Consider the following 12771-nt stretch of genomic DNA (forward strand, 5'->3'; position numbering starts at 1 on the left):
TTCAGAGCTGAAGAGGGCCGCAGAGACCAGGTGGCTGCGACTGTTTATTAAAAACACAGCACTCTGCAAATTCGTAAGAAGACGTATAGGGTGTGACGCCTGCCCGGTGCCGGAAGGTTAATTGATGGGGTTATCTTCGGAGAAGCTCTTGATCGAAGCCCCGGTAAACGGCGGCCGTAACTATAACGGTCCTAAGGTAGCGAAATTCCTTGTCGGGTAAGTTCCGACCTGCACGAATGGCGTAACGATGGCCACACTGTCTCCACCCGAGACTCAGTGAAATTGAAATCGCTGTGAAGATGCAGTGTACCCGCGGCTAGACGGAAAGACCCCGTGAACCTTTACTATAGTTTTGCACTGGACTTTGATGATAACTGTGTAGGATAGGTGGGAGGCTTTGAAGTGAGGACGCTAGTCCTCATGGAGCCGACCTTGAAATACCACCCTGTTGTTATTGAGGTTCTAACTTGGTCCCGTAATCCGGGATGAGGACAGTGTATGATGGGTAGTTTGACTGGGGCGGTCTCCTCCCAAAGAGTAACGGAGGAGCACAAAGGTACCCTCGGTACGGTCGGACATCGTACCAAGAGTGTAAAGGCATAAGGGTGCTTGACTGCGAGAGCGACGGCTCGAGCAGGTACGAAAGTAGGTCTTAGTGATCCGGTGGTTCTGTATGGAAGGGCCATCGCTCAACGGATAAAAGGTACTCCGGGGATAACAGGCTGATACCGCCCAAGAGTTCATATCGACGGCGGTGTTTGGCACCTCGATGTCGGCTCATCACATCCTGGGGCTGAAGCAGGTCCCAAGGGTATGGCTGTTCGCCATTTAAAGTGGTACGCGAGCTGGGTTTAGAACGTCGTGAGACAGTTCGGTCCCTATCTGCCGTGGGCGTAGGAAAATTGAGAGGAGCTGCTCCTAGTACGAGAGGACCGGAGTGGACGAACCTCTGGTGTACCGGTTGTCACGCCAGTGGCATTGCCGGGTAGCTAAGTTCGGACGGGATAACCGCTGAAAGCATCTAAGCGGGAAGCCTCCCTCAAGATGAGTTTTCCCTTGAAGCCCGTTGAAGACTACAACGTTGATAGGCAAGGTGTGGAAGCGCAGTAATGTGTGAAGCTAACTTGTACTAATTGGCTGATTGTCTTGACCATATAATCTGAGCTACTTCATTTCTTAGCTCCAGATACATGGATACAGGTAGGAAGGTGAGAGCTTGGCTCTCACCTGAAAAAATGTGTTATCTCTTGTTTATCTTATTTTTTATTGAATGGTTATGTGAAGTGTTCTCCTTGAGATTATTAAATAATCTCTTCTCTGTATTCCATTTGCTCATCATGCCGAATTTTAAGTTTAAATTGGATGAATGTCCTATAATAAAAACATTCTTCTCATAAGAGGATCTAGTAATGGAAGATCCCATAAAATGGTTTGCAATGGAGAAAGAAGGACTGTATTTCCTTCCAGGAAAATTTTATATCGATCCTTTTTATCCTGTTTCTACAGCCGTTATATCTCACGCACATGCAGATCATGCGGTATCGGGACATCAATTCGTAATAGCTCATCCAGATACTATCTCTTTAATGCAAATTCGCAATGAGGAATACTCTTTTAAATTTAAATCCTTAAATTACTTTGAAACAATTAACCACAACGATGTGATTCTTTATTTATTACCTGCTGGACATATTTTGGGAAGTGCACAAGTAGTTATTGAATATAAGGGAACGCGTATTATTTTTTCGGGTGATTACAAACGCACCCCTGATCCCACATGCGAACCATTTTTTGTAGAACCCTGTGATGTCTTTATTACCGAGGCAACTTTTGGACTTCCTATTTTCAAGCATCCAGCAATTCATATGGAACTAAAAAGATTATTGGATTCTTTAACATTATTTCCGACGCGATGCCATCTAGTAGGAGTTTATGCCTTAGGCAAATGCCAAAGAATAATTAAAGAATTACGTAATCTGGGATATTTAGAACCCATTTATATTCATAGTGCTTTAAAAAAAATTTGTGACTTTTACGAGGCAAGAGAATGTTCGTTGGGGATTATCCAAATGGCAAATACATTGGATAAGTACAGTGCACAAGGCAAAATTATTTTATGTCCGCCCAGTAGCTTACATGATAGATGGAGTAGACGTTTTGGTGATGTGGTTGTTGCATTAGCTTCAGGATGGATGCAAATAAGAGCTCGGGCAAAACAAAAGAAAATTGAATTGCCTTTGGTGATTTCAGATCATGCTGATTGGAATGAGTTAATTAATACAATTCAAGAAATCAATCCAAGTGAAATTTGGATTACTCATGGACAAGAAGAGGCTTTATTGCATTATACAAAACAACAAGGATATCAAGCGCGACCTTTGCATTTCTTAGAAAATCAAGATTCAGAGGATTAAGGAATGAAGAAATTTGCTCAATTACTAAACCAGCTTTTTTTTACTTATGGGGGTTTGGATAAAAGAACTTTAATTGAACATTACTTTTCAGTTACTCCCGATCCTGAGCGAGGATATGCTTTGGCTATTATGACGAATAGTTTAAAGTTTTCCCGCTTTAAACGATCTTTAATAAAAAATTTAATCAGTGAAAACATCGATCCCACTTTGTTTTATTTATCCTACGATTACGTAGGGGATCTTTCAGAAACAGTTTCTTTATTATGGCCCGATACACAAAATCAAAGTGAATTACCCTTGCTTTCAGAAATCATTGCCAATTTTGAAAAACTCCCTGAAAATGATTTGTACCCTTATTTAGTACGCTTGTTGAACTCAAGTGATTCTATTGAGCGATGGGCAATCTTAAAGATCATTACGGGAGATTTGCGCATTGGAGTTTCTACTCGATTTCTGAAGAATACATTAGCTCACTATGGACAGCTACATGTGCAAGAAGTAGAAGATATATGGCATTCTCAAGAGCCTCCCTATTTAGAATTATTTTCTTGGTTAGAAAAAAAGAGTTCAAAACCTAGTACAAATACTCTTTATTTTCACCCCGTAATGCTTTCCCATCCATTAAATGAAAGTGAGCGAATCGCGATAAATTTGAACGAATTTTCAATTGAAAAAAAATATGATGGCATTAGAGTTCAACTTGCAGTATCTGGAAAAGAAAAAGCTTTATATACGCGAACAGGAGAAAATATTAGTCATTCTTTTCCTGAGATTATCTCTAAAATAGAAGGCAATGTGGTATTAGATGGAGAATTAGTAATAAGACATGCTTCTAAAATAGGAAGCTTTAATGATTTACAGCAACGCTTAAACAGGAAGATATTATCCAAAAAACTGCTGGAAGAACAATCGGCTGCCTTAATAGTATATGATATTCTTTTTATTGATAATCTAGATTTGCGTGCACTCCCTTTCTTAAATCGTCGTGAATGGCTGGAACAATGGTTTTCGACTTCAGTACCGGAAAATTTTTTAATATCGCCACTTCTTTCATTAAAAAATAATCAAACTTTGCATCAATTAAGAGAAGATGTTTTGCAGGAAAACTCCGTACATGTTGAGGGATTAATGCTCAAGAAAAAGAGTAGTTTGTATCTTGCAGGAAGACCCAAAGGGTGTTGGTATAAATGGAAAAAAGACCCCTATATTATTGACGCAATATTAATGTATGCACAGAGAGGACATGGTAAACGTTCTTCTTATTATTCAGATTATACGTTTGGTTTGTGGAAACTAAATCAATTGCTACCCATTGGAAAAGCTTATTTTGGTTTTACAGATGAGGAATTATATCAACTGGATAAATGGATACGTTCTCATACCCTAAATCGTTTTGGTCCTGTGCGAGAAGTGGAAAAAGAGTTAGTTTTAGAAATAGCTTTTGATGCAGTTCATTGGTCCAATAGACATAAATCGGGTGTTGCTTTACGTTTTCCTAGAATAAATCGTATTCGATGGGATAAGCCAGCTCATGAGGCCGATCAATTGGAAACTTTAAAAAAATTGATTAGAACATGAGAAATACTGCTTAAAAATAAAATCATTCCTAATTTTTTTTAGATTTTTCTAAATGCTCAGCACAGTGAGGACAGAGATAGATTAGTTGAATGATTTGTTCATTTTCAGGTCTTTTGATACGTAATACTTCTACTTCTTTCGAATTAATTTTGTCAAATAGAATACCACACGCGCCACATTTAACTTCTTCCGAACTATTTTGTTCCATATTAGGTTCCTAATAGATTGTTATTATTTCTTTTTATTTTTTAATTTAATCCCTCTTTTTTTATCAGGAAAAACATCTGCTAAGGAAATGGAGGTTCCATGTTCCGAGACGATTCTGGCATTCGCGCGAGATAATTTGCGTGGTTCTTCTACCCCACATGAATGACAAATCATTTTTACACCTTCTTCCAGATTTTTGTGATAAGCAAATACTCTTTCAGCCTTATTAGTTGGATCCAAACCTCTCATTAACCATTTATTGTGTGTCGCTATTCCCGTAGGACAAGTATCTGTATGACATCGTAAAGCTTGAATACACCCTAAGGAAAATAAAAACCCCCGGCCAATATTGACTATATCCGCACCAACACAAAACGCCCAGGCTACTTTATCTGGGGTGATTAATTTTTCAGAAGCAATTACTTTTATTCGGTCTCTTAAATCATACTCAATGAGAATATCGATTAATTGAGGCAAGCTTTCCTCAAGGGATAATCCCATGTAGCCCATTAAATTAGCAGGAGCTGCTCCTGTACCTCCTTCCGCACCATCTAAGGTAATAAAATCAGGTGCATAGTCGAGACCTGCATTAATAATTTCTTGGCATAATTCTTCTAACCAGGTGTAATCTCCTAATACAACTTTGAAGCCTGTTGGTTTTCCTGTTATTTTTCTTACTTTATAAATAAATTTAAGCAGTTGCTTTGAATTAGAAATTTCGGGAAAACGATTAGGGCTAGCTGAATCTACATAAGCGGGGATTCCACGAATCTTGGCTATTTCGGGCGTGACTTTTACTGCAGGTAATAATCCACCTTTGCCGGGTTTGGCCCCCTGACTTAATTTTATTTCAAACATTTTTACCTGAGGATAAGCACTGGCTCTTTTTAATTTTTCTGCGGATAAATGTCCTTTTTTATCACGAAACCCATATTTAGCCGTTCCAATTTGAGCCACTAAATCACATTCTCCTGCAAGATGGTATTCCGTTAATCCACCTTCACCAGTATTTAGCCAACATCCTGCCATTTTTGCTCCTTTAGACAAAGCTAATATGGCATTTTTGGAAAGAGATCCAAAACTCATACCAGAAATATTAACAAAAGATTTTGTAGTATAGGGATTAGGACATTGTGGTCCAATGGTTATAGAACTTATTTTTACTTCTTTTTCTAAAAGGGGAAATGGAGAATCTATAAAATATATAGTTCCTAAAGGTTTTCGATTTCGTGAAGATCCAAACCCCTCCATAGGATATATTCCTTTGGATGCCTCATGAACCCAAGCCCGATCAAATCGATTAAACGGCAATTCTTCGCGTTCACGACTATAAAAAAATTGTCGCAAATAAATACCAAGCCATTCAGCAAAATATCGTAAATGACCAATTATGGGATAAGTACGAAGGATGGTATGTTTTTTCTGAAAAATATCCCAAAAAAATAAGATTACGAGCGCGATGGACGGTACAATTAAGATAATTAACCCCCAATTCCCTCGCATAGCTCCTTCCTTTATATTTTTAATTAGAACTTCAGAAAAGCATAACAATAATTAATAGTGAGACAAAGAACAATCTCAAATTATTTATTCCAGTAAATCAGCTAAATCATTAGCATGATCCTCTTCTTCTTTAAGAATATCTTCTAAAAGGCGTCTGGTAGTCATTTTATTCCTAAAAAATTTCCTATTGATTTATTATAGGCATTAATTTAAAAATTTTGAGATAAAGTAATCCCTAAGAGATAGAGAAAAATCATTATGAATCCTTTATAGACTTCATTCGGATCGGAAACAGCAGACCGATGAGTCCTTAGAACCTCTCGGTCAATATTGTAAGCATGAAGAAGTGAATGAAAATTGTTTTTGGGTGGTATGATCAAAAAATCCATTTTTGCAGTCCTCCACTTATGTCCGCGGGAAGGCTCCATTTATTGGGACTTTGGATCGTTCATGCTTACTTGTTCCTAACTATGTTGGGTTCATCTCTTATAAAGAATCTCAATAAAATCTTCTTCATTTGAGAATAATTTTTTTGAACCTTCAGTTAAACTAATAGTTAAGTGGCTTCCACTGCCTAAGGTATCATTAGGTAATTTCTGCCTAATTGATAATTTATTACCATCTGGCAAATTATAAATATTCAATGCCTGGGGAGGGCGGTCTCCGAATAAGCTATATTTATTTTTAGTCAGCTTTTCGGCCTGTACGGGGGGTATCTCTTGAGTCAATGAATTTTCTATATCTATCAAATAACAGTCTTCCGAATCACATATAGCGATACATTGATTTGAAGAGAGTACGTGTAGTTCTTTCACGCTGGGGTATTCTTTGCATGGTTTGTTTGTTAATAGTATTCTATTTTTCTCTTTTCCTGTTGTTCCATCTAAAACCAGGATATAAGGAGGTGCATGTTGGTTTGCTTGGTCAAGCAAAGCAACCAAATCGCCATTGGGTAAAGCATGAAGATGGCCCAGTTTTCCATTTTTTTTGTATTCCTTAATCAAAAGAACTTCTTTGCTCTGATTGTCTTCGCAATTAAAAAATACAAGTCCTGAACTTGATAAAGAAGCTGTCGTCTCCAGTACAATTGAAAAAACCATACGGTGACCTGGTAATAAAATAAAGGAAGAGACATAGCCGTCTCTATGTGCATAATAAGTTAGAGGTATAGTTTTATGGGTAAAAAAGGTCTCAATGACATTCTTAAATGAGTGAGAAACACCCCTAGCCGCTTTTTTTTCATTTTTGTTGAAAAAACTAGATAAATGAACCAAGAGTTCAGCAGGGAGTAGATCCATCATACCATCTTGTTGCTCAGTCGAAGTAGACTCTTTTTTTTCTAACATTTTTAAATCTCCATTATTATCCGAATTTAAACCATTCAATCTGATAAGATAGACAGATTAAACGAGCTAATGCAGCCATTTTAGCTGGCTGCTGCGGCCAAAAATAACATATTAGAAGTTTTAAATCTTAATGTTTTCTATGTTTATTTTATAAGAATAAAAACAATTGCAAGATGGGTTAGTTAGGATAAACCGATAACTATATTTTTAAGAAAAACACATTTTACTAAACTAAAGATTGGAGGGTCTTAAATAACGAAATTGGATTATCTATTAATGAGTGAATAAAAATCCAAAAAATCAGCTTGTTGTTTTTTATTCATCTTTTGAATGGAAAGGCGCTTTTTCCAAATTTGTTTTATGACTAATTGAACTCTGCTGCGGGTTGCTTTCAAAGCAATCATCCACAAAAAGGCAACGTACGCACATCCTCGAGTTTTACAATCAATATCTAAAAGAGAAAGGGCATCTTTAAAAAGCCGAAGTTCATCTTTTTTTAGAAAATATGCAGTTCTGCTATTGGTTTTTTTTAAATTTCTTTTCAGTAAGTAATCCGAAATTAAAAAATGAAATTGAGCAGAATCTTGCCTATGTTTACCATAATGTATATTAACGGATTTAAAGTATATTTCTAAGCGACGACCCTGTGATTGTTCTTCTATCTTTTCTAATACTGCAAAGACATCGTTCTTTAAAGTGACTACTTCTATTTCTTGAGGCCGGATTAAATACTCTAATTGTTCATCAAGAAGCATATATTGAATTACCGGTTTATTCATTTTTCCTTTGGTTAGCCATCTTATGGCGGCACGAAGAGTCATAAGTAAACTGAAATAATCTCTTTCTATTTATATAGGATAAATTTTAATTTAATTCCATTTAGTTAAATTAAGTCCCCAATAATAATAACTGGGATCCAAAGAATTTCATTAATCACTGAATAGCGCCTAAAGCAATAGTAAAAAAAGGTGGGTATGTTATGAAATTGCTAATATCTTTTTATTAATTTTTTTAATTCATTCCAGCTATAGGTATTGATAACATCGTTCTTTTCAATCCACCCACGTCGAGCTTGATACACTCCCCATTGAATAAAATTAAGCCCCCGAATACTATGAGCATCGCTCGAAATTGCGATTTTAACTCCTTGTTCTTTTGCCATTTTGCAGTAAATATCATTGATGTCTAAGCGATAAGGTTGAGAATTAAGTTCGATAAAGCATCCATTTTCTTTTGCTTTCTTCAATATTTTTCCCATATCAATGGCATAGGGAGCTCTAGATCGAATAAGTCTCCCTGTCGCATGTCCTAGTATATTAAAATATGGGTTATCCATAGCCCTCAAAATTCGTTCAGTTTGCTGGTGTTCTGGAAGCTTAAATTTTGAGTGAATAGAACAAAGAACGATATCTAATTCTTTTAAAACATCATTTGGCAAATCTAAAGTTCCATCTTCAAGAATGTCTACCTCAATTGATTTAAGGATAAGGATTTTATTTAATTTTGAATTTAATGTGTCAATTTGCTTTATCTGTTTTAAAAGACGCGCCTTATCTAATCCGTGTGTAATCTTTAGATTTTGTGAGTGATCAGTAATCGCGAAATATTCATAACCTTGTTCTTCTGCTGCCCTCACCATTACTTCCAATGTTTCAGAACCATCTGTTTCGGTAGTGTGAGAATGTAAATCGCCTTTTATATCCTCGAGCTGAATAAGTGTAGGTAATTGATCTCGTTGTCCCTTTATCAATTCATCTGCTCCCTCTCTTAATTCGGGCTCAATAAAAGGCAAATCTAACTTTTGATATACGTCGCTTTCAGATTCCCCTGCCACATATTGCTTATTTTTAAAAAGTCCATTTGGAGTAAAACTATAATTTTTATCATTCGCCAGCTGAACTAACTGACTCACGTGCCCTTCATGTCCTGTATAATGGATCATGGAGGCTCCAAAAGCTTTTTTTGAGGTAAAATACACATTTACTTGGATTCCTGACCACAATGTTACACTTATAAAATTTTTTCTTTTACAGGAAACATCGATTATTTCCGAGAAATTCATCAATCGCTTCATTACTTCTATTGGTTTTGTGGCTTGAATTAAGATATCCACATGCTCAAAAGTTTCCTTTCTTCGGCGTAAATCACCCACCCATTCGATTTGTTTTATTTCAGGTTGTTCTTTTAAATGATTAATTAAGAGTTTAATAATGGGGATGGCGTGATACAGTCGAATAAATCTTCTAGACTTTTTAAAAGTTGTATTTTGTTTAATCTCAGTGAAGAGTCCTTTATTAAGCCATTTAAGTTCAGATAATTTATTGGATTGTATTGCTTTTAATAATTCTTTTTTAGTATATATGTTGTAACTATTCAGTATTTTAATTCTTTTTTCTCCCAAACCGGGGATATCTTTTAAATCACTTATTTCCTTTTTCTCTTTATGTATCGGTAAATCCAATGCTTCATTAGTTGTAACTAGTTTTTGAATTACCTGGGATATGCCTTTTCCAATCCAGGGTAGAGAGGTTATATCAAAGTGTTCTTCTAAAAGAGAGTGGAGGGATTTTTTTAAGTTTAAAATAACATGAGCTGCCCGCCTGTAGGATCGCACACGATAGGGATTATCTCCCGCAGCCTCGAGCAGATCTGAAAAATTATAGAGTTGCTCAGCAATTTCCTTATTAGTTTTCATAATAGAATTTTCTGAAGATCTTATTTGTAATTATAGTATTAGTGGGTTTCCTTAGGATGAATTTAAAATCTTATAGAATATACTGTTTTTTTTATTGAATTTATAACAAGGAAAGGGTAATGAAATCAAAAAAGATGGTACTTATGGGTTTATTTTTATTTATTGGCGCATCCATTCTTGGAGTAAATTCTTCGCTCGCCAGCCCTATGAACGCTTCGGAATCAACAGTACAAAATAAGTCTAAGAATGATGGAGAAATTATTGCTACATTGATCGCAGTGAACAAACAAGAAATTGCTGCAGCAGGGGAGGCTTTAAAGATATCAAACAACCCTGAAGTGAAACAATATGCGGAAATGCTTAAAAAGCAGCATACCCAAAATTTAAATAAAACGTTAGTGTTGAGTCAAAAAACTAATATAGCACCAGTAGAATCTGCAAAAGTTAAATTGCTTCAAAAAAAGGGAGCCAAAGAATTAAAAACGCTTTCTTCCTTAAAAGGAAAAAACTTTGATAAAGCTTATATTAAAGCAATGATAAAAGGTCATACAGAGGTATTACACATGTTTGACAATGAATTTTTAAACAATGTCTCTAATTCTTCTTTAAAACAATTGTTACTTAAAACTCGTCCTCATATAAAAGCTCATTTAGAGGAAGCTGAAAAAATTCAAAAAAGTTTAAATTAGAATTTGAGCTATTTATCTGCGAGAGGGATTTTTACAAACAATCCCTCGTCTTTTATAAATCCGCCTCTTGCATAAACCATAAGTTAAATATTCTCCGATTTATACTCTATATTTTATCGAATTTTTATCTAAAAGTTTTATAGTATGCTTCCCTTTTGAGCTAAACTAATTGAATTAAGGATAAAAAATAAATAAGGGAGATAAGTATGGAAGATACAAACAGCCAAATAACCTCTGTAGTACCTCAAACGTTCGATGTACCTAAAACACTTTTTTTTAATTTTGCATTTACCCCCCTCCAAGAATGGAATGACATTCACTCTCCCTATGAGTTCATGGAAAAACAAATGAAAGTTTTTATGGAAAACGCGAATAATTATTTAGAGTACATGAGGCTCGTATATTTATTCTGGTTTAATCTTCCTCAACAAATTTTTATGAAAACAGAAGAGTTATCCGAATCTGAAAAAACCAAAAAAAAATCAATAAAAAACTCTGCTACCTAGAGTAATGAGTTATTGACGACAAGGATTGTACAACGATCTCAGTCCTCAACACCTATATTAAATTTCTTTAAAAAATGCTTGGCGCAGTCTGGATTGTAATTAGAACAAACAAAACTGCTATTGCCAATAGAATTTGAAATGTGATTATAATGGTTAAACGGATAATTTTTATTACATGGAAGGTGCCAAATGAGGAATTTATTTCAATGGATAGTTGAATTTCTTGATGCGATTGTTGGTGTTGAGGAACATAAGCCAAACAAACGTTATCTGAATGTTTGCGAAACTCAAGAACAGTATGAAGCCGGCTTAATTCGAATAGGCGAATACAACAAAAGAGCGGCACCTAAGGAGAAGGTTTAAAAGGCAACCGAGTATCCTTGTTTGTTACCGAGGCGATTATTAATTTAGAAGAAAACCTGGTTGCTTGCAACCAGGGGTTAGTAGAAGTAGGCAGTCAGACTTTAAGAGGACTAAATTGAGTATATTTATCGGCTAATTCATTCAATGCCTTACCACTTACTCGGTATACGGTCCATTCATCCATTGGTTTTGCGCCGATTCGTTCATAAAATTTAATCGCAGGTTCATTCCAATCTAATACCCACCATTCAAAACGCCCGCAATTTCTATTCTTAGCTAACTTAGCTAAGTAAGCTAGCATAATTTGTCCTATTCCATGGCCTCGTGCTTCGGGTTTAACATATAAATCTTCTAAATAAAGACCAGGCTTTCCTAAAAACGTTGAATAATTATGAAAGAACAAAGCAAAACTAACTGGTTTTTCATCAAGATAGCCAATGATAACCTCGGCATAAGATTTAGAACCAAATAAAGTTTCTAACAATTGTTCCTCAGTAGCGACTACCTCGTGAAGCAGTTGTTCATACTCCGCTAATTCTTTAATAAATTGCAAAATTAAAGGTATGTCAGATGGTGTTGCAAATCTAATTTTTACATCTTGGTTCATGCTTTTTACTCAGTACTAAACAGGTACAGCATTCTAACGCAGTTTTTATTTATGTTGCAGACGTCTTGTTAAAAATAACCTTTACGTTTCTCTATGAAAACACGAAAAAATTTTGTTATTTTGCTTGCACAGTGGGAGATTTATCCAAGGATAAAAAACCGGTGGAAGCAACCGGCCTACAGTGTACTTAATTGTTTTAAGCTTGTTTCATTTTTTGTCTGATTATGAAGATAAAAAACTCTTTCTTTAAGAGCCTTGATTTGGCTTAAACGAGAACGCTTTCTTAAATAAGCAGAGAGCCTTTGAATAGGAATCAGGGTTTTCTCTCCAATTCCATCAATTAAGACAAAATGTTCTTCCCCACGGAATGTATCATAAGCGAAAACGAGATTTCGAGGTTGTAAATCATGAACAGATATATCACATGAAATCAATGATTCACAGAATGCATCCAACTTCTTTTGCATTTCCTCGGTAAATAATCCGTCGTGCAAAATAGTTCTTAAATTTTTAGCACAAGTACCGTCAATACTTTTTTCTGCTTTAACAATAAGCCCAAAACCATAGTTCGTGTCAGTAAAGCCCACAACTGTTTGCAGAAAAGGAGGAAAAAGAAAATTTTGCTTAAAACGTAAATAAATATTTTCCAAGAGTTCTCTAGCATAAGACTTCGAAAAACGAAATTGATAAAAAAGAGGAATACACTGGCTTAACTTGGTTTTATAACCATTTCTTTGATGAAGTTCTGGGTTTGTGACCTTTATTAGTAAATTGAGATCATGAGGATGTCGATAAACCAAGCAACGACGTCCTTTTGCTAAAAATTCTTGATCTGTAAGGTGAATTAAGGTCTTTGGTTTCAT

Annotated in this window: 12 protein-coding genes and 1 rRNA gene (1 of these 13 running past the window's edge); 6 read left to right on the top strand and 7 right to left on the bottom strand. The window is 35.6% G+C overall.

Annotated elements, in window-relative coordinates:
- From HBNCFIEN_RS05890 to HBNCFIEN_RS05900, 3 genes are all read left to right on the top strand, one after another.
- Positions 1–1154: ribosomal RNA gene (locus HBNCFIEN_RS05890) — 23S ribosomal RNA — on the top strand (it extends 1743 nt beyond the left edge of the window).
- 255 nt (positions 1155–1409) lie between these two features.
- Positions 1410–2414 carry a ligase-associated DNA damage response exonuclease gene (locus tag HBNCFIEN_RS05895; protein ID WP_182393137.1) on the top strand — a complete coding sequence of 335 codons (1005 nt, stop codon included), beginning with the start codon at positions 1410–1412 and terminating at the stop codon, positions 2412–2414.
- A 3-nt stretch (positions 2415–2417) separates the two neighbouring features.
- Complete coding sequence (locus HBNCFIEN_RS05900) at positions 2418–3992, top strand: cisplatin damage response ATP-dependent DNA ligase (RefSeq protein WP_182393138.1); 1575 nt, start codon at positions 2418–2420, stop codon at positions 3990–3992.
- Between the two features lie 28 nt (positions 3993–4020).
- On the opposite strand, the gene HBNCFIEN_RS05905 is transcribed toward HBNCFIEN_RS05900, so the two are convergent.
- From HBNCFIEN_RS05905 to polX, 5 genes are all read right to left on the bottom strand, one after another.
- Positions 4021–4200 (bottom strand): hypothetical protein, encoded by a 180-nt coding sequence (locus HBNCFIEN_RS05905; protein ID WP_182393139.1) that lies wholly within the window; start codon positions 4198–4200, stop codon positions 4021–4023.
- 23 nt (positions 4201–4223) lie between these two features.
- A complete protein-coding gene (locus HBNCFIEN_RS05910; RefSeq protein ID WP_182393140.1) occupies positions 4224–5702 on the bottom strand; it encodes an FMN-binding glutamate synthase family protein in 1479 nt (492 codons plus the stop codon).
- A 479-nt stretch (positions 5703–6181) separates the two neighbouring features.
- Positions 6182–7048 carry a hypothetical protein gene (locus HBNCFIEN_RS05915; RefSeq protein WP_182393141.1) on the bottom strand — a complete coding sequence of 289 codons (867 nt, stop codon included), beginning with the start codon at positions 7046–7048 and terminating at the stop codon, positions 6182–6184.
- A gap of 266 nt (positions 7049–7314) precedes the next feature.
- Positions 7315–7827 (bottom strand): hypothetical protein, encoded by a 513-nt coding sequence (locus HBNCFIEN_RS05920; RefSeq protein WP_255464370.1) that lies wholly within the window; start codon positions 7825–7827, stop codon positions 7315–7317.
- Between the two features lie 209 nt (positions 7828–8036).
- The gene (polX, locus tag HBNCFIEN_RS05925) at positions 8037–9743 is read right to left on the bottom strand and encodes a DNA polymerase/3'-5' exonuclease PolX (protein ID WP_182393142.1); all 1707 of its coding nucleotides are present in this window, start codon (positions 9741–9743) and stop codon (positions 8037–8039) included.
- 143 nt (positions 9744–9886) lie between these two features.
- Here polX and HBNCFIEN_RS05930 point away from each other — a divergent pair, with 143 nt between their 5' ends.
- From HBNCFIEN_RS05930 to HBNCFIEN_RS05940, 3 genes are all read left to right on the top strand, one after another.
- On the top strand, positions 9887–10432 hold the full coding sequence (locus HBNCFIEN_RS05930; protein WP_182393143.1) for a DUF4142 domain-containing protein: 546 nt from the start codon (positions 9887–9889) through the stop codon (positions 10430–10432).
- Between the two features lie 206 nt (positions 10433–10638).
- Positions 10639–10938 carry a hypothetical protein gene (locus HBNCFIEN_RS05935; RefSeq protein WP_182393144.1) on the top strand — a complete coding sequence of 100 codons (300 nt, stop codon included), beginning with the start codon at positions 10639–10641 and terminating at the stop codon, positions 10936–10938.
- Between the two features lie 189 nt (positions 10939–11127).
- On the top strand, positions 11128–11301 hold the full coding sequence (locus HBNCFIEN_RS05940) for a hypothetical protein (RefSeq protein WP_182393145.1): 174 nt from the start codon (positions 11128–11130) through the stop codon (positions 11299–11301).
- Between the two features lie 94 nt (positions 11302–11395).
- On the opposite strand, the gene HBNCFIEN_RS05945 is transcribed toward HBNCFIEN_RS05940, so the two are convergent.
- Together HBNCFIEN_RS05945 and HBNCFIEN_RS05950 are read right to left on the bottom strand one after the other, a co-directional pair.
- On the bottom strand, positions 11396–11908 hold the full coding sequence (locus tag HBNCFIEN_RS05945) for a GNAT family N-acetyltransferase (RefSeq protein ID WP_182393146.1): 513 nt from the start codon (positions 11906–11908) through the stop codon (positions 11396–11398).
- Positions 11909–12084: 176 nt separating this feature from the next.
- A complete protein-coding gene (locus HBNCFIEN_RS05950) occupies positions 12085–12771 on the bottom strand; it encodes a YrbL family protein (RefSeq protein ID WP_182393147.1) in 687 nt (228 codons plus the stop codon).

The organism is Legionella sp. PC997 (assembly GCF_014109825.1).
Classification (GTDB): Bacteria; Pseudomonadota; Gammaproteobacteria; order Legionellales; family Legionellaceae; genus Legionella.

Coding starts and splice junctions, on each gene's coding strand:
- HBNCFIEN_RS05895 (WP_182393137.1), top strand. CDS start 1,410: ATGGAAGATCCCATAAAATGGTTTGCAATGGAGAAAGAAGGACTGTAT.
- HBNCFIEN_RS05900 (WP_182393138.1), top strand. CDS start 2,418: ATGAAGAAATTTGCTCAATTACTAAACCAGCTTTTTTTTACTTATGGG.
- HBNCFIEN_RS05905 (WP_182393139.1), bottom strand. CDS start 4,200: ATGGAACAAAATAGTTCGGAAGAAGTTAAATGTGGCGCGTGTGGTATT.
- HBNCFIEN_RS05910 (WP_182393140.1), bottom strand. CDS start 5,702: ATGCGAGGGAATTGGGGGTTAATTATCTTAATTGTACCGTCCATCGCG.
- HBNCFIEN_RS05915 (WP_182393141.1), bottom strand. CDS start 7,048: ATGTTAGAAAAAAAAGAGTCTACTTCGACTGAGCAACAAGATGGTATG.
- HBNCFIEN_RS05920 (WP_255464370.1), bottom strand. CDS start 7,827: ATGAATAAACCGGTAATTCAATATATGCTTCTTGATGAACAATTAGAG.
- polX (WP_182393142.1), bottom strand. CDS start 9,743: ATGAAAACTAATAAGGAAATTGCTGAGCAACTCTATAATTTTTCAGAT.
- HBNCFIEN_RS05930 (WP_182393143.1), top strand. CDS start 9,887: ATGGGTTTATTTTTATTTATTGGCGCATCCATTCTTGGAGTAAATTCT.
- HBNCFIEN_RS05935 (WP_182393144.1), top strand. CDS start 10,639: ATGGAAGATACAAACAGCCAAATAACCTCTGTAGTACCTCAAACGTTC.
- HBNCFIEN_RS05940 (WP_182393145.1), top strand. CDS start 11,128: ATGAGGAATTTATTTCAATGGATAGTTGAATTTCTTGATGCGATTGTT.
- HBNCFIEN_RS05945 (WP_182393146.1), bottom strand. CDS start 11,908: ATGAACCAAGATGTAAAAATTAGATTTGCAACACCATCTGACATACCT.
- HBNCFIEN_RS05950 (WP_182393147.1), bottom strand. CDS start 12,771: ATGAAACCAAAGACCTTAATTCACCTTACAGATCAAGAATTTTTAGCA.